This is a genomic window from Serratia sp. DD3, assembly GCF_000496755.2.
In genome coordinates this window covers 1-19,531 of the sequence record NZ_AYKS02000042.1, presented here as the reverse complement: position 1 = coordinate 19,531, position 19,531 = coordinate 1, and the positions used below count along the sequence as shown (strand labels likewise).

General features: G+C 51.2%; 20 protein-coding genes, 1 tRNA gene and 2 pseudogenes. 3 read left to right on the top strand and 20 right to left on the bottom strand.

Translation table 11 applies throughout. From position 1 onward, the window contains the following. Positions 1–36 precede the first annotated feature (36 nt). From IO95_RS07010 to IO95_RS06980, 7 genes are all read right to left on the bottom strand, one after another. Positions 37–2,586: a fimbria/pilus outer membrane usher protein gene (locus IO95_RS07010; protein ID WP_235186742.1), complete on the bottom strand. Its 2,550-nt coding sequence runs from the start codon at positions 2,584–2,586 to the stop codon at positions 37–39. 80 nt (positions 2,587–2,666) lie between these two features. Next, entirely contained in the window at positions 2,667–3,452 is a 786-nt protein-coding gene (locus tag IO95_RS07005; RefSeq protein ID WP_235186741.1) for a molecular chaperone, read from the bottom strand. 32 nt (positions 3,453–3,484) lie between these two features. Then, positions 3,485–4,228 (bottom strand): molecular chaperone, encoded by a 744-nt coding sequence (locus tag IO95_RS07000; RefSeq protein ID WP_023490127.1) that lies wholly within the window; start codon positions 4,226–4,228, stop codon positions 3,485–3,487. Between the two features lie 17 nt (positions 4,229–4,245). Then, positions 4,246–4,881: a fimbrial protein gene (locus tag IO95_RS06995; protein ID WP_023490128.1), complete on the bottom strand. Its 636-nt coding sequence runs from the start codon at positions 4,879–4,881 to the stop codon at positions 4,246–4,248. 16 nt (positions 4,882–4,897) lie between these two features. Continuing rightward, on the bottom strand, positions 4,898–5,512 hold the full coding sequence (locus IO95_RS06990; protein ID WP_037384538.1) for a fimbrial protein: 615 nt from the start codon (positions 5,510–5,512) through the stop codon (positions 4,898–4,900). Beyond that, positions 5,496–6,320: a molecular chaperone gene (locus IO95_RS06985; protein ID WP_023490130.1), complete on the bottom strand. Its 825-nt coding sequence runs from the start codon at positions 6,318–6,320 to the stop codon at positions 5,496–5,498. Before IO95_RS06985 ends, IO95_RS06990 begins: the two co-directional genes overlap by 17 nt. Positions 6,321–6,441: 121 nt before the next feature. Further along, positions 6,442–7,005, bottom strand: coding sequence for a fimbrial protein (locus IO95_RS06980; protein WP_023490131.1), 564 nt, complete (start codon positions 7,003–7,005; stop codon positions 6,442–6,444). A 763-nt stretch (positions 7,006–7,768) separates the two neighbouring features. Between IO95_RS06980 and IO95_RS26010 the strand changes: the two genes are divergently transcribed. Both IO95_RS26010 and IO95_RS26005 read left to right on the top strand, forming a co-directional pair. Further along, positions 7,769–7,981, top strand: a complete 213-nt coding sequence (locus IO95_RS26010; protein ID WP_235186740.1) for a type II toxin-antitoxin system RelE/ParE family toxin — start codon at positions 7,769–7,771, stop codon at positions 7,979–7,981. Continuing rightward, complete coding sequence (locus tag IO95_RS26005; RefSeq protein WP_235186744.1) at positions 7,918–8,079, top strand: type II toxin-antitoxin system RelE/ParE family toxin; 162 nt, start codon at positions 7,918–7,920, stop codon at positions 8,077–8,079. Before IO95_RS26010 ends, IO95_RS26005 begins: the two co-directional genes overlap by 64 nt. A 755-nt stretch (positions 8,080–8,834) precedes the next feature. Here IO95_RS26005 and IO95_RS06970 read toward each other — a convergent pair. Continuing rightward, complete coding sequence (locus IO95_RS06970; protein WP_023490132.1) at positions 8,835–9,866, bottom strand: hypothetical protein; 1,032 nt, start codon at positions 9,864–9,866, stop codon at positions 8,835–8,837. Positions 9,867–10,251: 385 nt separating this feature from the next. Here IO95_RS06970 and IO95_RS26000 point away from each other — a divergent pair, with 385 nt between their 5' ends. Continuing rightward, positions 10,252–10,518 (top strand): hypothetical protein, encoded by a 267-nt coding sequence (locus IO95_RS26000; protein WP_037384535.1) that lies wholly within the window; start codon positions 10,252–10,254, stop codon positions 10,516–10,518. A gap of 27 nt (positions 10,519–10,545) precedes the next feature. Here the strand turns inward: IO95_RS26000 and IO95_RS26435 are convergent. The 12 genes and pseudogenes from IO95_RS26435 to IO95_RS06905 form a co-directional block, all read right to left on the bottom strand. Continuing rightward, a pseudogene (locus tag IO95_RS26435) lies at positions 10,546–10,653 on the bottom strand (Arm DNA-binding domain-containing protein); the annotation flags it as partial. Between the two features lie 360 nt (positions 10,654–11,013). Continuing rightward, positions 11,014–11,089: transfer RNA gene (locus IO95_RS06955), tRNA-Gly, on the bottom strand. A 325-nt stretch (positions 11,090–11,414) separates the two neighbouring features. Further along, positions 11,415–11,762 carry a hydrogenase maturation nickel metallochaperone HypA gene (locus IO95_RS06950; protein WP_023490133.1) on the bottom strand — a complete coding sequence of 116 codons (348 nt, stop codon included), beginning with the start codon at positions 11,760–11,762 and terminating at the stop codon, positions 11,415–11,417. Further along, entirely contained in the window at positions 11,755–12,255 is a 501-nt protein-coding gene (locus tag IO95_RS06945; RefSeq protein ID WP_023490134.1) for a hydrogenase maturation protease, read from the bottom strand. The genes IO95_RS06950 and IO95_RS06945 overlap by 8 nt, the downstream gene beginning before the upstream one ends. After that, a complete protein-coding gene (locus IO95_RS06940) occupies positions 12,252–13,766 on the bottom strand; it encodes a Ni/Fe hydrogenase subunit alpha (RefSeq protein WP_023490135.1) in 1,515 nt (504 codons plus the stop codon). The genes IO95_RS06945 and IO95_RS06940 overlap by 4 nt, the downstream gene beginning before the upstream one ends. A gap of 16 nt (positions 13,767–13,782) precedes the next feature. Further along, the gene (locus tag IO95_RS06935; RefSeq protein ID WP_023490136.1) at positions 13,783–14,358 is read right to left on the bottom strand and encodes an NAD-reducing hydrogenase HoxS subunit delta; all 576 of its coding nucleotides are present in this window, start codon (positions 14,356–14,358) and stop codon (positions 13,783–13,785) included. Then, on the bottom strand, positions 14,355–15,044 hold the full coding sequence (locus IO95_RS06930) for a 2Fe-2S iron-sulfur cluster-binding protein (protein WP_037384551.1): 690 nt from the start codon (positions 15,042–15,044) through the stop codon (positions 14,355–14,357). The genes IO95_RS06935 and IO95_RS06930 overlap by 4 nt, the downstream gene beginning before the upstream one ends. Before the next feature lie 44 nt (positions 15,045–15,088). Next, positions 15,089–16,912: an NAD(P)H-dependent oxidoreductase subunit E gene (locus IO95_RS06925; RefSeq protein WP_023490138.1), complete on the bottom strand. Its 1,824-nt coding sequence runs from the start codon at positions 16,910–16,912 to the stop codon at positions 15,089–15,091. Positions 16,913–17,210: 298 nt separating this feature from the next. Beyond that, positions 17,211–18,245, bottom strand: coding sequence for a zinc-dependent alcohol dehydrogenase (locus IO95_RS06920; protein ID WP_023490139.1), 1,035 nt, complete (start codon positions 18,243–18,245; stop codon positions 17,211–17,213). Between the two features lie 27 nt (positions 18,246–18,272). Further along, complete coding sequence (locus IO95_RS06915) at positions 18,273–18,464, bottom strand: NAD(P)(+) transhydrogenase (Re/Si-specific) subunit beta (RefSeq protein WP_023490140.1); 192 nt, start codon at positions 18,462–18,464, stop codon at positions 18,273–18,275. A 132-nt stretch (positions 18,465–18,596) separates the two neighbouring features. After that, a complete protein-coding gene (locus IO95_RS06910; RefSeq protein WP_023490141.1) occupies positions 18,597–18,986 on the bottom strand; it encodes an NAD(P) transhydrogenase subunit alpha in 390 nt (129 codons plus the stop codon). A 23-nt stretch (positions 18,987–19,009) separates the two neighbouring features. Further along, positions 19,010–19,531 (bottom strand): annotated as a pseudogene (locus IO95_RS06905) (hypothetical protein); the annotation flags it as partial.

Genomic DNA, 19,531 nt, shown 5'->3' with positions numbered 1-19,531 from the left:
GTCTATTTTAGTATTCATTTATGTCACCAAATTCGGCTAGCCGTTACTTGCCACTTGAATTTCAGGCACTTCAAATAAACATCTCAATGTCACCTGGCGAATACCACTATCAGGATTAAGGGCTAATGATTTTTCGTCAAAGATTGCCGTACAGCGTTGCGAGGATATATTCCCCCACTTCACCACAATACTGCCGGATTTCGGTAACCCACTCATATAGACCAGGCCATTATCCCCGACAATCGCACTATTTTCTTCCCCTGGTCGGACGCCCATTAACGATGCGATGGCCCCAAAAGGAACCATACCTTGATCATGTCTTAAGGTAATCAATGCCTGATAACCGACACGGGTAGCGAAAGTCGCCTTAACTACCGCACCTTGCGTCGGATACACATTGATATTGGAACGCACTAATTCGATATCGTCAGGTAAACTACTCGGATCAAGCCCGACATTGTTTCTGGTATAAGCCGAAAGATAAGGAACAACCGCATAACCTCGCCAATCAGTAATCGCATTGCTGCTATTGGTTTTCACCCCAAATGCATCAGGGGCACTGACAAGTGCCACTGAATCCCCCAGCGTATTGGACAGAGTGACCCCCTCTGCATGTACCAATACCCCTCCACTGGCGGTCATATTTAGGCTATTTGATTGATGGCTGTAACTATACCCGGTGCTCAGTGTCCCTTTGCTTCCCAGATAGCCCACATTGAGATTACTGTTTGCCGCTTGCCCTTGATTACCCCAGCTTTGCGATAAATTGTAATTCACATTGCTGTTCGGTAAATGGCCACTCAGCCCCGTTTGGCTCTGCGTCTGCCCACGGTTGTCATGGGTGATTGATGTCGTCGCATAGTGAGATTGCAGTATCGGTGAGGAGCCCAACATGCTAAAGGGTATACTGATATTCAGCGAGATTTGGCGATTTTCCGGCCAGTACCCCGAACTACTTTTCACCCGGTCAATATTGTAATTAATACCATAGTTAATCCCGTGGATATTATTACTGTAGCCCAGAGACACCCCCCTCAAGCTTCGGTCACTACCCCAGTAATCGTCTCGATTAGCCCGGAAATCCAATGCCCCCCAATCTCCCATCTGCTGACTTAACTGGATTTGGAGGCTGCTACGCCGACGTTGTGCCACCCACGGAGTCACCCCCTCACTTAATTGATATCCCTCACTATTAAATTCACTGAAACTGTAATAATGCTTGGTCGAATAGCGTAATGCCGTTAAATCAACCGCAGTCCCGGTTGATAACAGGCTTTTAGAATAGCGCACACGGTAAGATTGCCCAGTTTGGGTACCCTCTTGTTCAAACTGCGCGGCAGAGTGAGTCATATCAACAGAAACGGCACCAATATGGCCCAACGATATCCCCATGCCACCACTGGCAGTTCGATAATCTTTGGACAACAGTGTCCCACCGTACACCGTGACATCTTGCGGTAACCCGTACACACCGGTCAGCAAGAGAAAATCGGCATCCCGTGACTGAGTGGTATAACCTCCGTCATAACGCCCGCCGGTCAATTCATACTTCCAACCACCGGGACGTAACATCATCGGTAAAGACGAGTAAGGCACAGTGAACTGGCGCACCGTGCCATCCGCTTCGGTCAGGGTGACATCATAATTGCCCGACATCCCGGATTGTTGAATGTCATTAATCGCAAAAGGCCCCGGCGCCACATAGGTTTCATAGACAATGCTCCCGTTCTGGCGCACCGTGACGCGCGCGTTGCTATTGGCGACCCCGCTTATAATCGGCGCAAACCCGCGTAGCTGATTGGGCAGCATTTGCTCATTCGAGCTTAGTTTAATCCCCTTGAAAGGCACACTGTCCAGGATCTCACTGCCGGTACTGCTTTCTCCCAACAACAGGCTTGAACGTAATCCCCGAAGATCACGTGACAAATAGGTATTTGAGAATTGGGTTTGCGAATGATTAGCGCTATAGTCCCCGCCACTATCACGGGATTGGGTATAGGTCATGGTACTGCGTTGCCGCCACGGCCCTACATTAGCCCCCATGCGGAACGAGGCAAACATATTATCATTCTGTATTCTTTGTCCGTCCGCCGTATTGGTTGTCCGACCAGCGCTAATACTGTAGTTAGTCAAAAATGCCGGAATGCCGTGATCCCATAAACTGGGATCAGCCCAGTTGCCATAGGAACGCTGCATGGCTATTTGTGGCACGCTGACAGTTAAACGCGAATTGGCAAGATCCAGCTTAGTCGTCGCCTGAGGAATATAAGAGGCTAAATCATCAATCACCGTCTGGGGGTCAAGCGCTTTGAGTGTCGGAATATTATTGACATCCACCCCCCACTGTTCCAACTGTGCGATCGTGAGTAAGGGAACCACTTGGCCTTGGGCATTTTTCTGAAAATTCAGCGTAAATTCCCCGGTGGCCTGCTGATTGATCAATACCACTACCGTGTATTCCCCTTCAGCCACACCGCCAGGCTTAGAGAATGCCGATAAATCCACCGGTGTTGCTTCACCCAAAAAAGCGGGGTCAAAGTAATCATCCGCCAACACCGGGTGACACCCCAAACATAAGGCAAACATTAAAGGATGATACGAAAACTTTTTTTTACCTAGCCGTCTGTAGGAAGGCTGGGTGTAATAAGGCCTAATCATCTATCTTCTCAACGATTATTATTGAGTGTGCGTGTCACAGGCTCTGTCTTGACACCATAGTCATCAAGTAACCGCCAGCGAACTTCGCCTGAAGGCAACGCGTTGGGTAACGGGTAACTTTGCTGCCCCAACGGTGGCACCATGCTAAATAATGCGTCTGCCTCAATGGGCTTTCCTGCTACTGACAACTCATCAAACGTGGCATAAAACGCGGTAGGATTGGTCACCACAAGCTGCGTTCCCTGACGCTGAAATTGCAATGCTTGGGCAACCTGTTTAACGTCATACGGCGGTAACCCCTCAGGGCGATAGAACAGCTTCAAGGTATTTTGTAATGCCAAGATAATGCGCGCTTGCCCAGCCCCATTGCTCTCAGGCTGTTTGTCATCTTCACTTTGGCTCGGGATCGCTTTGACCTGAAACGCAAAGACAGACTCACGGTCTGCGGGTAATGTTTTTTCAATCAAACGAATACGCAATGTCAGCGTATCCTTGGACTCTAGGCGAGTTAATGGCGGCAGGACGATAAACGGGGAAGCCGCTTTCACCTCACTGGATGCATCGACCGGTTCAGCAAGTGAAGACGGCCAGTCCTCAACGCGCGATTGCACCAAATACACCGACTGAGTATCGTTAGTGACGGCAAAGGTTATCCCTTTGGTCTCATTAGCCGGATAAATAACGCGCGTAGATTGCAAGGTAATGCCCTGGCGTTCATTGGCATTTCCAGCCCAAGTGTGCCCAGCGCAAAGAAACAGTAATATCCCCATCCACAGACATCGGCGATATCTCACTGCATATCCAAATGCTTGATGCCAGCCCAAACTCATGGTCTGCCCCCCGAAACGGAGATGGCCAGCTGATAGGGTTGACTCACTGCGCCGTAATCATTAATGGTGCTATAAGTCGCCTTCGCTGTTTGCCCAATGACTCGGTAGGTTTTCTTGGAAAATGGGGCGATCATCGCTCCGGTTTGCGCCAAGTCGATGTTTTGCCCTTTAAGCTCGAGCGTATTTAACGTCAGATAATAGGGGGTAGGATTTTCCATCACCACCTCATCCTGATAAGCACGAAATACCAGTCTGCTTTGTGCTTCACCCGCCATCATCGGTAATGCTGCTGGGCGATAAAACAACTTGATCAGTGGCTGTATCCCTATAGATAACCGGGCGGTGACTGTAGTATCCACCGCCTGACCCGGTTGGGATGTGGAGGGGATCGCCAAAAAACTCAGATAAAACACAGATTCCCGATCAGTGGGTAACTCTGTTTTTCCCTGTAGTAAAATACGAACCCGAAACTGCTCTTGTGGCTCTAAGCGAAATAAGGGCGGTGTCACCAAAAAAGGAATGGCCTGTTGATCAGGCTGCCCGGGAAGATTCACCACTTCGGCCTTCACCAGATAAGGGATATCACTCAGGTTTTGAATGCCCGCAGTGGTGCTTTTATTCTCTGCGTGATAAATCACACGCGTCTGGGGCAGTTTGAGCCCTTCCGTAGCCCCCAACAATGGGTAGCCCCCCCATAATGCAACCCAAAACACCGTCAACACATTACGAATTTTTTTCATCTATTTATTTTCCGGGATCACTCATAAGCCAATTGAAAGGTCACTGAGGCTTTAAACTCGCCCAATTTATGAGACGGTGCATCACTACAAGGGGAATAACTTCCACATGATAATTGCGCTGTTAAATTCAACACGGTGCCATTTAATGACGTAACCGTACTCCCCGCCTTTGCACGAATTACGCCCCCGCCAAGTACACCGCCAGTAACAGCAATATTGCTGTTGTCCTGAAAAAGCGGCTGGCCGTTGACCGACAATTTGACGCCATAGCCGTTTGCAGGCGTTGCTAACGTCGGCGCATCAGCAAAATAGTAATCACTCCCCCCCAATCGCACCGTTCTTCCGGTAACGATAATCTGTGGGACTGCGGCGGCAAAACTCTGGTTACTACAATTACTAAAAGCAAGCTCCACCCCGCCAATCGCTGTCACCCCTTCACCGGTTAAGCTTGAAGACTGAAGCGAGGATCCATTGGCGGTGAAATTGACCGAAGAGGGCACCTTCATGGTACAAGTGGGTGCGACAAATTCCGCAGAAAAGCTGACATTCACCGAATCCGCCGCCCTAGCGGTGATACTTATGCCGCCCAAACCTAGCAGTAATAAGCCGACATAACGCCAAGATGACTTCTGGCATAATGCTATCATTCTCATCTTGACCGTCCCTCCATTATGGAATGATCCCTGTAATGGTTATCGTCGCCTGAAATGCGCCCGGTGTTATTTGGTTGCTGTCAACCATGCCCACCAAACCGACCCACAGCACTTGGTTTTCACTAAACCCATTAGCCGAATTCAGCGGCAGTAACATCATGGTTTCACCATTCGCAATGGCCTTTCCTGCCAAACCATTGACATAAAAATCACTCAATGATGGCGGTGTATCGCGCGCAGCCACCGACGTTGCCGGCTGAACCATAAACCCCACTCCATTGGTATTCGTTGGCCATTGACTATTGGTGTCAAGAAACACCTTTTGATTGCCCGGATAGGGAGTTTTACCCGTGATCATCACTTGCGGCGTAACAGTATAGTTGCACTGTATATCGATATTAATAGGTTGAATTTCAACCGTTTTTCCTGGCGAAAAATCCGTTGCCATCCGCGGCATAAAGGCCAGCGCATGCCCGCTGGTATAATCCAGATCACAACTACCATCGTTGATGGTGGCAACAAATTGAGTTGTTCCAGCGCTACCTATCGGGGTACTGGCGATAGCCTGACCACCGATGAGGCTACCGCCCATAACGATGAATAGCTGCAGATAATTATTGGATTGAGCCATCAAACACTTCCCGTCCACCATGATCATTAATGGCACTCCATTGAACACTTCCCGTAGTGGGGGCATTCCCATAGCGCTGGTTGCCATAGGGGGCGATCATATTTTGTTCGCGCGTGGTGCGGATATTCACCGATTTACCATTCACCTTCAGTGAACTGAGGGTGATGTAATACGGTGTGGGATTGGAGACGTTGAGCTGGTTGCCTACGGCGGTGAATTGCAATTGCCCCATCGCCGCTTTTTGTGTCACCGATAAACCATTAGGGCGATAAAACAACTTAATGATATTGCCCGTAGCAACAGTCAAGGCGCCTTCTGGAGTCGGGAGCGCGGTTTGAGATGGCCCTGATGTTGCAGGTAAGGCAGCCACACGAAGATAAAAAAGGGATTCTTTATCCTGAGGCAATGCGCCCCCTTGTTTCATCACCCGGAACTGATGCTGACTTCCTGGCTCAAGCCGAAACAGTGCGGGAGAGATCACAAAAGGCACCTGAGCATCCTGGCCTTCAATATCACGAAAAACTTGAGCTCTAATTAGAAAAGGTTTTGTAGCGTTATCATCACTACGCACACCTATGCTACTCCCCCCACGGCTTTCATCAACAATAAGTCGTGTAGCTGTCAGTGAAATGCCCGCAACGGAAGATGCCGACCATAACATTATTGTCAACATTAAGGCTGCATGGCGCATTAACCCATAAGAATGAATTTGCATATTTCCCCGTGCTCTCTTTATCAACAATTTTTCAACAAAAACTGATCCCATTTGGGTATTCTTTTTATACTGTGCTTTTTCCACACTATTCATGTCATGCTCAGGCAATCTCGTTGATTCCCCCTGGCATAGACTTCCAATAAAAAATAATGTGTGTGCGATAACTATGAGGTTTCCCCCATAGTTATTTTCGCTTCCTTAATTAGCAGAGTAATTATTCTGAGGCATAAGAAATAATAATTGGAGCAGTATATAAGCCTGCAGTTGGCGCAGCTAAGGTTGAAGCCATAGCTACATTAAAGGTATATGACGCACCGCCATCGGGTACTGACACCTTTAGAGGTACAGAGGCGTGATTTTGTAATGCATCAACTGAATCGGTACCACCAGATTTTAATACCATAAAGCCCGTTGCTGAATCATTACCCACAAAAATATTGTTATTACCATTATTGGCGGTGGTGCCGGAAATATATAAATTGCCACCAGCGTCACCAGCACCTGGGTCACCTTGGCAGTTTTTCAGTGTCACTTCCATGGTCACAGGTGTGCCAGCCACATTATTGGCATTACCCGTAAACGCCGCAGAGGTATGAACGCCGGTATTGACAGTCGTTCCGCCGGTAACACCGTTAACATCAATATCGCAAGTGACGGCAGAGATAAGACCACTGAGTGTGACATTAGCAGTATTTTGATCTGCCGCATTCGCACTTAAGCTTAACCCAGCCATCGCGCTAAATAATGCCATGGATAATACGTTCTTTCTTAAAATCATAATGATTCCTATGTTGGCTTGATGAAAAAAAACACAGATATGATCCCTATTCACGAGTGCATTACAGTTTGGATTTATGGATGGCAAGCCTTGATGCCGTTTGTCCCAATACAATGAAACCTACGGTGTTTGATGTGACGGTCATTCGGTGTCTGGCATTCAACGTTATACTTAAAAGCATTGTTCAAACCCGGTCAGCTCAGCTTTAGCAAATCTAGCCCAAAAAATTGGCACCAGTTCATGGTTCGTCTGGTAATAAAATGCAGTACTTCCTGTCCTGTTGGTCCGTTTTATACGCGATATAAAAACCCATATCAAATATTTTAAGTGGTTTTATGAACTACTTTTTATTGATTTTATAGTTTTATACTCTAGCAAGTAATAATGATCCTATTGCTAATAACTAGATGGATCCATTATATTGATAAAATATAGCGCCTGAACGATATCTGACAACATTAAATGCTAATTTTTCATAAGCGAAACGCACCAGCAATAAACAGGGTAATAAGTAACAAATTATGAATAATTGATGCAATACTCCGCACTGGATCACTTTGATAAACATCTACGCCAAAATATCCTATCTTTGTAGTGATTTATCTTGATAATGTCGGGGTAATATTCCTGCTGGCAACCAACAAAATCGGCAATTTAATCCAGAGATACTGAGTATCGGCTGGTCAGTTACTATGTCTGTAAGTAACCATGTCTATAAGTAACAATGTCTGTCAGTAACTGAATATGGCACCGTTTGAAGGGGGTGCTGACTCGGGATGCTGAGGACGATCTGGAGGAAATTTACGATGATATCGCCGAGCATGATGGGGTTGAGCGAGCGGATTATGTGCTTGATCAGTTGCTTGAAGTTTCCCATTCGCTGAGTAGTTTTCCAGCAAAGGGAAGTGTTCCGTGGGAGTGCAGAGTCTGGGGATCCGTGAGTTCCGGCAGACGTTTTTTAAGCCGTATCGGGTGATTTACCGGGTTCTCGGGCAGCAGGTGGTGATTTTTGTGATTGTGGATGGACGACGGGATATGCAGTCATTGCTGATCCGCAGGTTGCTCGGGCGGTAGATTTTTTCTTTATGTGCGTTTTGCGCTTCGTGACTCCCCTCTCCTACCAGGATACACGCTTACAATCGGTCAGGTGAACCATTGGCAGTTCCTCTCATCTGTATTGGTTTCCGGTTGTGGGTCATGGTGACGAGAAACAAGAAACGGACGCCTACTACCGTTAAAGGCAGGTATAGATGCTGATAAGGAAAATTGTCCGATGGACTTATTGAACGAGCGCAATGGCGTTATCGGCAGGCTTAACTGTATGGTTTTGAGTGTGTTTCGGTGATGGTGCTTGGCAGCCACTGAATAAATTTACGCTTTGATTTCAGTGAAATGTGGTGCTCAAAGGCACGCACTGGAGGAGATTTGGAGCGGGAAACGAGACTCGACCAACTCATTCTAACTCACTGAAAAACGAACAGTTTTTCCGCTCCTCTCCGAGTCACTGGACTTATTTTAGACTTATTTGTCTGTGTCTACAAGTTGGTTCGTGAATGGGCTGTTTTGTTGCGGCTTGTGGTTGATTTTATATCAGCAGGTTTGTTTCTGCGAGCAGGCAAGGCGTAAGACGGCCGGAATCCGCTTGAACTGACCAGCGAAGGAAGGCGAAGCGCACTGTATCCAGGTGCAGCTTCACCGCTCTAGCTGCCTGGTTTTGCTGGAGAGCACGCACTTGATGGTCGACGAGTGTCCAGTGCGTGCCAATTTTGAGTGCCGTCTTGATGGTTACTCGAACATAAATAGGCTTCCAGAAAAGCCCGTTGGAATCCTCAATAATGCTGACAAGTACGACCGCAATAGTAAGAGGAGATCTCAGCAAGATTTATCTCAGACAAGTAATATTTGTAGATTGGTCCAGTAACTGACTTCTTGCGGCCTTGCGTTACCACCGCCCCTCTTTTTTTCTCTTCTTCGACATTGAGGGCGTCCTGTAAGCGTTGAACCGTCCAGCCCTTCTGGAAGTAATAGAGCGGCTTTACAGGCCCCTTAAACTCCAGTAGACGCTCACACTGCTCTTTCTCACTCATCCCCTCCATCGGCCAAATTTTATAAATTTCTATCTCGGTTTTCTTTTGTTCTTGATAAATAAAAAGCGGAGAGACAAGCTCCAAGGCCTTCATAGAGAGCCACACATATTCCTTCTCTCCGGTATGGCAAAAATTACAGGCCCACTGATAAATATTTTTTATGTTACCCAGGGAGCAGGGTAGTTCAAGGCAATTCACTGATTGCAGACCCTTAAGCAAAGGCGAGAAAGGCAGCTCATTAGAAACAATCGGCGCGAACTTCCTGTTTTGCGTAATTTCGCATTTCTCAAATCCGGTAATGGTCCTGAGCTTCAACTCCAACGCAACACGCAGTTTGAAAGGAATGGAATATATATCAAATACACTACCACCGACTTGGTCAATCGTCTTGTATGTGGATGGAAGCAATGGGGAAACAGCGAGGTGAAAAAATGCACTTTCGGCAATCCTCGTCTGCCCCCACATCGCGACATGAATACCTAGATCGATGCGATGAAGCGTTGCGAACTGCACCAAGTCTGTCATGAATAACTCAATCAACGCCAAGCGATCGTCTTCATGATATACCAGTCCAAATAACGTATCTCCGGGTTTTAGAAATAACAGCTTTTCAGCCTGCTCCGCAACAATAGCGAGTTGCCTGGGCATATCAGAGCGAAGTACCTTCTTATCTGGGAATTTCCCTAGTGAAGACTTCTTTACATCAGCGGACTTCAATTTTAAAAAATCAACACATGATGCAAGGACTTCCAAAGGATTGCTGGTTTTTTTCATTACTCTAGCCCCATTATTATTTAATATTTACTCTCAGGTCTTGCTTCAGTAGTTTGAGTTGGCCGGTTGTAACGGTCAACTCAAATCGGACACTGATTTAGCACATTGCTGTGGAACGGCATTAGGTAGGACTGGGAGGCAAAGCGCATGTCCAGCAGTTCCCGGATGAATTGAACGGCCTGACGGGAAAGCGGGACAAGGTAGGGCGGGATTTTTGTTCTGCTGGTGCGGACTTTTTTCTGGAGTTGTTTGACGGTTTCGGCCAGGACTTTCCATAGGGATTGATCCAGATCGAAATGTTCCGGTCTGGCTTGGCGTAGTTCGCCGGTACTGACGCCGGTCAGAAGCAGAAATTTAAGGCCGAGTTGGGTCTGGCGGGGATGGTGTGAAGGGGCAATTTGCCGAGGAGTGGAAGCATGTCGAGTCGCATATAGCGTTCAATCTGGATGGCGGTGCTTTGGCGGCGGCCGGCGATGCCAAGTCTTTTAAGTTTGAACGCTTTCCAGTGTTCGGCATAGTCAGCAAAGCGGATGCCAACAGTTTCGGTCTGAAACGGTTGCGGGCTAGCGGAAGGATCAGCCGCCCTGTTCGATTGTACGGGTGTCGGTTGTGTGGGAGTGCGGTAGGTGCGTGGGTCGATGCCGTTGGCTAACAGATCGTGAGCCTGCTGGCGCAGGGAACGGGCTTTTTTAAGGTCTACAGTAGGATCGGTGCCAAAAGAGATACGTTTCTGGCGGCCTTGCCAGTAGAAGCGGAAGAGCCAGTTTTTGGTGCCGTTGGGGTTGATGTTGAGATACAGCCCTCCCCCATCTTTAAGCGTATAGGGTTTCCGGTGGTTCTGGCACGGCGAACGGCTAAATCAATCAGGTAAACCATTGGCAGTTCATTTCGTCTGTATTGGTTTCCGGTTGTGGGTCATGGTGACGAGAAACAAGAAACGGACGCCTACGACCGTTAAAGGCAGGTATAGATGCTGATAAGGAAGTTTGCCTGATGGACTTACTGAAATAGCGCAATGGCGCTATCGGCAGGCTTAACTGTATGGTTTTGAGTGTGTTTCGGTGATGGTGCTTGGCAGCCACTGAATAAATTTACACTTTGATTTCAGTGAAATGTGGTGCTCAAAGGCACGCACTGGAAGGAGATTTGGAGCGGGAAACGAGACTCGAACTCGCGACCCCGACCTTGGCAAGGTCGTGCTCTACCAACTGAGCTATTCCCGCGTCGCATGGGTATTACTTTAATATCTTGACTAAACTTTAGCTTTAACCTGTTGATATCCAAAAGCTTTTAACAGAATCGGCTATCAATATGGAGTGCATTATCTACTAATCGTTTTGCCTTGGCAACCCCCTGTTCTTAATAAAACATCGGTGACATTCCAAGTGAATATTTTCCGTTCATAAAGATGCATTCTTGAACAGCCGTAACCGTGTCATCGGGATCGTGGCTTATTACGGCACACTGAATTTGGCTACCTGAGCAAAGGGGATACCCTACCCCAATCACCAGAGCGGTGACAGGGTGGCAAATTTTTCACGGCAGAATTCAGTCGTCAAACACCATAAGATCGAGCACCCGGAGGTCGGTGCCCCCTGTGATTCGCAATGGATAAGCACCACATCGCGGGCAGGGCTCTATGTGGCTATCTATGCTGACCTCATTCTTGCATCCCTCGCACCAGGCAGTGCCAGGGGTTTCAATAATAGTGATCTCTGCAACGCCTAAGCAGGTTCCTGGGGCCATGGCCGCCAACGCGAAATGCAGTGCTTGCGGCTCGATGCACGCTAACGCGCCCGCCTCCAGCCGCAATTGCCCAACCCGTGTGAAATGTTCACGTTCAGCCGCCACCTCCACCATTCGCAGGATGTCAGCGGCGAGGCTGATCTCATGCATCGCGGCACTCCGGTTCATCCTTCATGCACCCAGGTTCACCGAAATTCGCCAGCCAACGCTGCCCCCAGACCAGCGCTTGTGACAAGTGCAAAAGCGCCGATGGTTCGGGCAATTCCCCCAGCCCGAAGCGTACTGCGCGAATGGCCAGCAACGTGCAAGGGGGCGGCTCGGTCTGGGTCAGGTTGCGATAAACCTCCATAACGGATTGTGGTGACAGCGAATGACTGGTGAAACGGGGGTCGTGCGCGGCGTGCAACTTCGTTACCTGAAATGGCATAGTGCAGTCAACGCTGGCATCAACGAACAACACAGCGCTACGCCCGAGCAAGTCCAACGCATGCTCAATCTGCAGTTGATAATCATCCAGGAAATCCACACGCCCGACGGCATCCGCACCACTCATCCTCTTCAGGCATTCAACAAACAAAGGCCCCAATGCGTCATCGCCACGGCTCGCATTACCCCAACCAAATACCAGCAACGGCGCCGTCATAGTGTAAACGGCTCCCGCGCCGCCATGTTACGCACCATTTCACCTTCATGGGATTTCAACACATGATCAACCAATTCGCCCTGGGGGCCGAGCAAGACGACATCGAGTGGCATCTGACCTAGCGCATGGGTGGCACAAGATAAACAGGGGTCGTAGGCTCGAATCGCCACCTCAATGCGGTTGAGCAGTCCTTCGGTGAGTTCATTACCATCCAGGTACTGACGCGCCACAGAACGCACCGCCTCGTTCATTGCCTGATTGTTATGCGTCGTCGAGACGATCAAATTGCAAGCGGTGACCAAATCATCAGCGCCGACATGGTAGTCATGGATCAACGTGCCACGCGGCGCCTCAATAACACCAATTCCGCTGGACTGGCGTGGACCGCTCGCCATCAAATCCCCCGCCAGAATATCTGGGTCATCCAGCAACTCCTGGATAACCTCAATCGTGTGCAATATCTCAATCATGCGTGCCCAATGGTAGGCCAGGCTGGCATGAAGCAGCGCCCCCTGATTGTAGGCCACAAATTCCCGACGCTCGATTTCTGCCAACGGGCTGGGAATGAAGTCGCAATTCTGTACCCGCGCAAGCGGCCCGACACGGTACCAGCCAACGTCCGGGCCCAAGCTGCGTAAGTAAGGAAACTTCATATAAGTCCAGGGACGTACCTCCTCCTCGATCAGTGACATATAGCTCTGGTCACTGGCACCATCGAGAATAATCTGGCCATCAGCATCTCGTGCGCGCAGCACGCCATCGTAGAGATCCAGTGCACCGTCGGCGCGCACCAGTGACAATATGTTGGAACGAAAGCTAGCGAAGCTGTCATACATGGCTGAATTCTTTGCATGCAGCGTTTTGACAATGCCCACGGCCTCGACGGCCCAGGCAATCATCTGCCCTACCTCCTTACGTAGCATGTCACGATCAGCACGGCTAACATGTTTGTTCATCCCACCGGGGATCGAACCCGTGCCGTGAATACGCTTTCCCGAAGTGACGCGAATCACCTCCTGCCCGAATTTACGCAGCAGGATGCCTTTTTTCGCTATATCAGGATAAGCCTGTGCCACGCCAACGATATTGCGCTGATTCTGGTCTGAATCAAATCCAAACAGCAAATCTGGCGAGGCCAGGTAGAAGAAATGCAGCGCATGGGACTGCATCACCTGCCCATAGTGCATCAGCCGTCTGATCTTCTCAGCACTGCGCGTGATTTCGCTGGCACCCACCACCAGGTCAAGCGCCTTGGAGGCCGCCAACATATGGGAGACCGGGCAGATGCCGCACAGCCGCTGTACCATCACCGGCACTTCCCAGAAAGGCCGACCTTCGATAAATTTCTCAAACCCGCGAAATTCAACGATGTGTAAGCGCACTTGCCGTACCCGGTGGTATTCATCGAGCAAGATGGTCACCTTGCCATGGCCTTCAACCCGCGAAATGGGATCAATAGCGATGCGGCGCAATCCACTAGGCTCAGCGGCAGTTTCAAGGTCAAAAGTCATGATGAGCTCCTCACAATCAGTCGTAGTGCATCAAAGCGTGGCCAAGATGCGGTGTGCGGCCAGCCATCAGGTCGTTCAAAAAACACCAAAATGCGTCGGCGGAGGGTGGGCAACCAGGCAGGAAGTAATCCACATTCACCACCTCGTGGATCGGGTGGACCCGCTGTAACAGCAGCGGTAATTCAGGGTCGTTCGGAATTGAGCTGGATACGCTAAGCCCGGTGCGTTGACGATAAACATCATTGAGCAGCGAACCGAGATCAAAATGGTTACGCTCTGCGGGCAAACCACCATTGATGGCACAGGCTCCGGTGGCTACCAGTGTTTTGCAATGAGCACGAAATGTCCGCAACACGTCAACATTCTCGGAATTACATACACCCCCCTCAATCAAGCCGATGTCACAAAAGCCGATAGTCTTGATGTCGGTGAGTGGTGATCGGTCGAACTCAATGTGCTCAACCAACGCCAACAAACGTTCGTCGATATCCAGAAACGAGGTGTGGCAGCCGAAGCAACCGGCCAACGACACCGTCGCCACTCTCAACTTGGCAGGCAAATGTTGCGCATCCACAACAAGGTTCGGCATCATGAGGCCTCCTGTGTGTTCGGGTCACTGACCCGATGCAGGTCATAGCGCCGCTGGCCGATTGGCGTTACGAACCCACGCCGCTTTGGCAAGATAGCGCCGACCGGGCAAATATCCGCAGCACGATCGGACAGCGCCATGTTGGTATCACCCAGTTGGCCGCTCTCACTATTAATCACCAGATGCGTGCCGATGCCATAGCCGGCGATCGCGAAGAGATCTTTATGGTCAACGTCGTGGCTGGCGCGGACACAAAGTTCACAAAGGATGCAGCGGTTAAAGTCCAGCAGAATGTCCGGGTGGCTAGCATCAACAGGGCGTTGCGGATAAAACTCTTCGAATCGCACATCCTGCATGTTCATTTCGTAAGCTGTCGCCTGCAACAGGCAGTTGCCGCTCTTCTCACACGCAGGGCAGAAATGATTTCCCTCCACGAACAGCATCTGTAGCAAAGTTCGGCGCTGATCGTTCAACTCGTCAGTATCACTTTCAACCACCGCGCCTGCGCTAGCGCGCAACGTGCAGGCACTCCCTGAGCGGCCATTAACCTCCACGACACACAGACGGCAGGAGCCCTGAGGGTCGAAGTCCGGGTGCCAGCACAGGTGCGGGATGTAGCGCCCCTGACGCCGAGCGGCACTGAGGATGGTTTCACCCGGGATGAAGTCCACCGCAACCCCGTCAAGCATGAAGTTTTCGCCCGTAGCGGCGACCGGTATATCGGCAGATGAGTTCATTCGCTTTTCTCCTGGTGAGTGCTGCTGTCACTGCTGCCAGCCCAGCGCTTGGCAACCGCCAGTTCTGCATTGAGATCGAAAGCCGGTTCGAATTGCAAGGAGTGCAGGCGCTGTTCATAAGACGGCCTGAACTTGGTGAGGGTATCGTGCAAGGCGTTGCAGGCTGAGCCACCAAGGCCACAATGCGCCGTGCCATGCATCAAGGTATCGATTCGCAAAAGCAGGTCAACATCGCTGCGTGACCCCCGGCCTTCGGCAATTTTATCCATGCTCTTGAGAACCAACGCGGTACCGACCCGGCATGGGGTACAAAGGCCGCAGCTTTCTTCGGCAAAAAAGCGCGCATAGTTATGTGCAACATCGAACATGTCACGTGACCGATCAAGCACCATAAAGGCGCCCGCAGTAGGCACGTCTTCGAAGGCTATACGCCGCCCAAACTCGACCACCGAGAGACATTTGTCTGACGGGCCGCCCACCTGCACCGCCTGGGTATCACGTGCCCCGCAGTCTTGCAGAATTTGATCGACGCTCACGCCCATGGGGTATTCGTAGATGCCAGGCCGTTCGCAATCCCCCGACACTGAGTGCAGTTGGCTACCGGTCGACTTGGCGGTGCCGATGGTGGCCCACCACGCCCCGCCGCGCAGTACGACATGGGTGGCAGCACATAATGTTTCAACGTTATCCACAACCGTCGGCTGGCCTAGATAACCGTGCTCTGTCGGATAAGGTGGGCGAATACGCGGCGTGCCGCGCTTGCCTTCGAGCGACTCGATCAGCGCGGACTCTTCGCCGCACACATAGGCACCCGCCCCCACATGGATCACGATGTCAAAATCAAAGCCCACCTCACCCAGGATCGACTTACCCAACAAATGCATCTCACGCCGACGCTGCAACACCTGATGCAACGAATCCAGCAGGTAGCGATACTCCCCGCGCAAATAGAGCATCCCGTGACGCGCACCGATGGCCAGCGCAGCGATGGTCATCCCCTCGAACACCTTATGCGGGTCATGGGAGAGCAACACTCGGTCTTTGAAAGTCCCTGGCTCACCTTCGTCGGCATTGCAGGCAATGTAATGTTCGCTACCCGGGGCATCGCGGCAAAGTGTCCATTTTGTGGCAGTGACAAACCCCGCGCCGCCGCGACCACGCAGATTTGAGATGGTCATCTCGCCCAAAACTCCACTAGCACCAAGCGCAAGCGCCGCTGCAATGGCTGCCCCTGGCTGTGATTTTTCAGCAAGCAGCACGTCAGCTCGCCTTATGTAATTATCCACCAACGACCATTGCGGCGGCCACTCGCTGACGGGAACCCGGGCATTAATCAACCTGGCTATTTGCGCCACCCGTTCGGCATCAAGATGTGTGATGATTTGCTGATGGTTGATCAGCAGCGCAGGCCCCTGATCGCACAGACCGGTACAGGAACAGGTGTCCACACTGACCCGCCCGTCGGCACGAACCTGCCCGCGCTCGATCTGCAAACGTGCGCATAAATCGGCCAGCAGCTCGACGCTTCCTTGCATGCGGTCAGTAATGTTGTCACTGAAGAGTACGCGGTATTCGCCCACCGGCTTGGTATGGAAAAAACGATAGAAGGTAGCAACGCCCTCAACATGGGCTAGCGTCACCCCCAGTTCTGCCGCCACGAACTTAAGCAATTGGCGGGGCAACCAGCCGATAGATTCCTGAACCTCACGCAAGATCTGAACCAATGCATGCTTGTCGTGCCTATGCTTCACCAGAATCGCCTCGATGTCCTCATACAGCGAGGCTCGAAGGGCAGTCAAGAGAGGTGATGTAAGATTCATTAGACTCATCTCCTTGAGGGGAAAAGAACAGATGAAAAGAGAGCGCTGACCTTGGCCCAAAGGGAGTTCAGCGTCGCCTTTCAAAAATGGCAGCATCAATAAATTCATATAGTGGAGTAGGTTAGCCTATGGGTCTGTACGACAGCGCACATATCAGGCTTCCTCTCTACCAAGCTGCACAGGGTACCAACAAGGCGCGGTACATGAGCCTAGCCGTTTAGACTGGCCTGTCAGCTTCAGCCTATTGCCACGCAAATGCGTTGTGCGGTCATAGGGGGCACCGCCGTGGATGTGGCCATTAATGGCTTGAGAAATCGATCACTACGCGCGACAGCACCTCACCGCGAGAAAGGCGTTCTAATACGGTATTGATCGCTGACAACGGTTGCAGTTCGATATTCGCCTTGACCTTACCATCGGCAGCAAACGCCAGTGCCTCCGCCATATCGCCACGACTTCCAACGAAAGAGCCGCGCACAGTAATGCAGTTCGCCACCACATCGAACAGCGGTATAGGGAATTCCCCGGGTGGAATACCCACCAGCACGCAGGTTCCCCACTTTCGTGTCATCGCCACGCCTTGTTTGAACGCCGGTAAAGAGGGAGCCGTGATCAGCACGCCGTGCGCGCCACCCCCTGTAACCTTGACCACGGCAGCAACCGGATCACCATGTTTGACGTTCACCACCGCATCAGCCCCCAAGCGGGTAGCATGAGCCAGCTTGGTGTCATCGATATCGACAGCACACACATGCAACCCCATGGCCTTGGCGTACTGCACAGCCAAATGCCCAAGCCCGCCAATACCCGAAACCACCACCCATTGACCAGGACGTGCTTGCGTCTCTTTGATGCCCTTATACGACGTAATCCCAGCGCAGATCAGCGGTGCCGCCTCGGTGGCGGCCAAACCTGCCGGGATGTGGGCCACATAATTGGGATCAGCAACTATGTATTCGGCAAAGCCACCGTTGACGGTGTAGCCCCCGAACTTCGCTTGCGTACAAACCGGCTCCCGCGCGGCCAGGCAGTATTCACAGTGCCCACAGGCCGAGTAAAGCCAAGGCACACCGACGCGATCACCCTCTTTCACGGCGGTAACGCCACTCCCCAATGCCACCACAATGCCAACGCCTTCGTGGCCGGGTGTAAACGGTAGCGTTGGTTTCAGCGGCCAGTCACCATTCGCTGCGTGCAGGTCAGTATGGCAAACCCCGCAGGCTTCAGTTTTAACCAGAATCTGGCCTGGGCCTGGCGTTGGGATATCGATCTCTTTCAGTACTAATGGTTGGCCGAAATGTTCGACCTGAGCGACGTGCATTTTGCCTTTCATTGTGGTTTCCTTGGTGAAGGTTAAACATCAGGCCGCGGAACTTTGTCCCAAGCCCCTTACGGCTTCGATCATCTGGACCAACACACTCTGAGCATCGCCATAGACCATGTTGCAATTTTCGGCGTAGAACAACGGATTGACGATACCGGCATAGCCCTTGCCATCGCCGCGCTTGACGACAAAGACTTTCTTGGCCTGATCCGCGTTGAGGATCGGCATGCCAAAATGCCAGACGATGCTGTCACCGGTGAGGACATACGGTGTAAGCCGTACATAAGTAAGAAGGCCGCCAACAGATCAGTGACACCAATCACGACCGAAGGAAGCGACGTCAGTAGCGAAATATTCATATTAGTGCTTCCTGGCTGAGGTCGGTTTGGCCGTCTTTGCTTTTGCTGTACCGCTCAGCCCGCGCTTGGCTGTGTGGCCCGAGTGGTTAACGGCATGGTCGCTACTCTTGAACATCGCCAGCATTCGCTCGGTCACCGCATAGCCGCCAGCGGCATTACCCGCCCCCAGTAGCACCGCTACAAAGCCAATCACCTGTTGCTGCACGGTGCTGGCATTAAGTAACGCATAGATCCCCCCCACTACCACGATGCCATGCACGAAGTTCGAGCCCGACATCAGGGGTGTATGCAGGATCGCTGGTACGCGACCAATAATGACCCAGCCGGCAAACGCCGCCAGCATAAAAATATAGAGTGCAACGAACCCGCTGATACTGATGTGAAATTCCATGATGTAATTCCTTTGGTGCCGATTCACGTCCGTACGTGATGGGCTAGAGAGCCGGATTGGTTCGGTTTGGCCGCTTTGTTTTCCGTATCTGTCACTGTGCGCATATCCTTGCCAGCATGTGTAAGCGCGGTGTTGATGAGTATTTCATCGGACCAGTCGATGCTGATGATGTTGTCTTTCAGCATCAGCGCGAGCAGGTTGTATTGATTTTTCGCATAAAGTTCGCTGGCATCCTCGGCGAGCAGAGAGGGAACGTTCAGCGGCGCGACGATAGTCGCCGGCCCGACACGCACCGTTACACCGGGCTGGGTGTCCTCGCAGTTGCCACCACCCTCGCCCGAGAGATCGACAATGACAGCCCCAGCTTTCATCCCCACCACCTGCGCGTGATCGAGAAGCTTAGGTGAAGGCTTTCCGGGAATGGCCGCGGTGGTGATGATCAGATCAGCCGACTGGATGTGCTGGGTAAGAACTGCAGCAACCTTGGCCTTTTCTTCGCTGCTCAATTGGCGGGCATACCCCCCCTTCCCCGAAGCATCCACCCC

Excerpts from the sequence above, each read along its gene's own strand:
- IO95_RS07010 (WP_235186742.1), bottom strand. The coding sequence starts at position 2,586 with ATGTTTGCCTTATGTTTGGGGTGTCACCCGGTGTTGGCGGATGATTAC.
- IO95_RS07000 (WP_023490127.1), bottom strand. The coding sequence starts at position 4,228 with ATGAAAAAAATTCGTAATGTGTTGACGGTGTTTTGGGTTGCATTATGG.
- IO95_RS06995 (WP_023490128.1), bottom strand. The coding sequence starts at position 4,881 with ATGAGAATGATAGCATTATGCCAGAAGTCATCTTGGCGTTATGTCGGC.
- IO95_RS06990 (WP_037384538.1), bottom strand. The coding sequence starts at position 5,512 with ATGGCTCAATCCAATAATTATCTGCAGCTATTCATCGTTATGGGCGGT.
- IO95_RS06985 (WP_023490130.1), bottom strand. The coding sequence starts at position 6,320 with ATGAATAGTGTGGAAAAAGCACAGTATAAAAAGAATACCCAAATGGGA.
- IO95_RS06980 (WP_023490131.1), bottom strand. The coding sequence starts at position 7,005 with ATGATTTTAAGAAAGAACGTATTATCCATGGCATTATTTAGCGCGATG.
- IO95_RS06970 (WP_023490132.1), bottom strand. The coding sequence starts at position 9,866 with ATGAAAAAAACCAGCAATCCTTTGGAAGTCCTTGCATCATGTGTTGAT.
- IO95_RS06950 (WP_023490133.1), bottom strand. The coding sequence starts at position 11,762 with ATGCATGAGATCAGCCTCGCCGCTGACATCCTGCGAATGGTGGAGGTG.
- IO95_RS06945 (WP_023490134.1), bottom strand. The coding sequence starts at position 12,255 with ATGACGGCGCCGTTGCTGGTATTTGGTTGGGGTAATGCGAGCCGTGGC.
- IO95_RS06940 (WP_023490135.1), bottom strand. The coding sequence starts at position 13,766 with ATGACTTTTGACCTTGAAACTGCCGCTGAGCCTAGTGGATTGCGCCGC.
- IO95_RS06935 (WP_023490136.1), bottom strand. The coding sequence starts at position 14,358 with ATGATGCCGAACCTTGTTGTGGATGCGCAACATTTGCCTGCCAAGTTG.
- IO95_RS06930 (WP_037384551.1), bottom strand. The coding sequence starts at position 15,044 with ATGCTTGACGGGGTTGCGGTGGACTTCATCCCGGGTGAAACCATCCTC.
- IO95_RS06925 (WP_023490138.1), bottom strand. The coding sequence starts at position 16,912 with ATGAATCTTACATCACCTCTCTTGACTGCCCTTCGAGCCTCGCTGTAT.
- IO95_RS06920 (WP_023490139.1), bottom strand. The coding sequence starts at position 18,245 with ATGAAAGGCAAAATGCACGTCGCTCAGGTCGAACATTTCGGCCAACCA.
- IO95_RS06915 (WP_023490140.1), bottom strand. The coding sequence starts at position 18,464 with ATGCCGATCCTCAACGCGGATCAGGCCAAGAAAGTCTTTGTCGTCAAG.
- IO95_RS06910 (WP_023490141.1), bottom strand. The coding sequence starts at position 18,986 with ATGGAATTTCACATCAGTATCAGCGGGTTCGTTGCACTCTATATTTTT.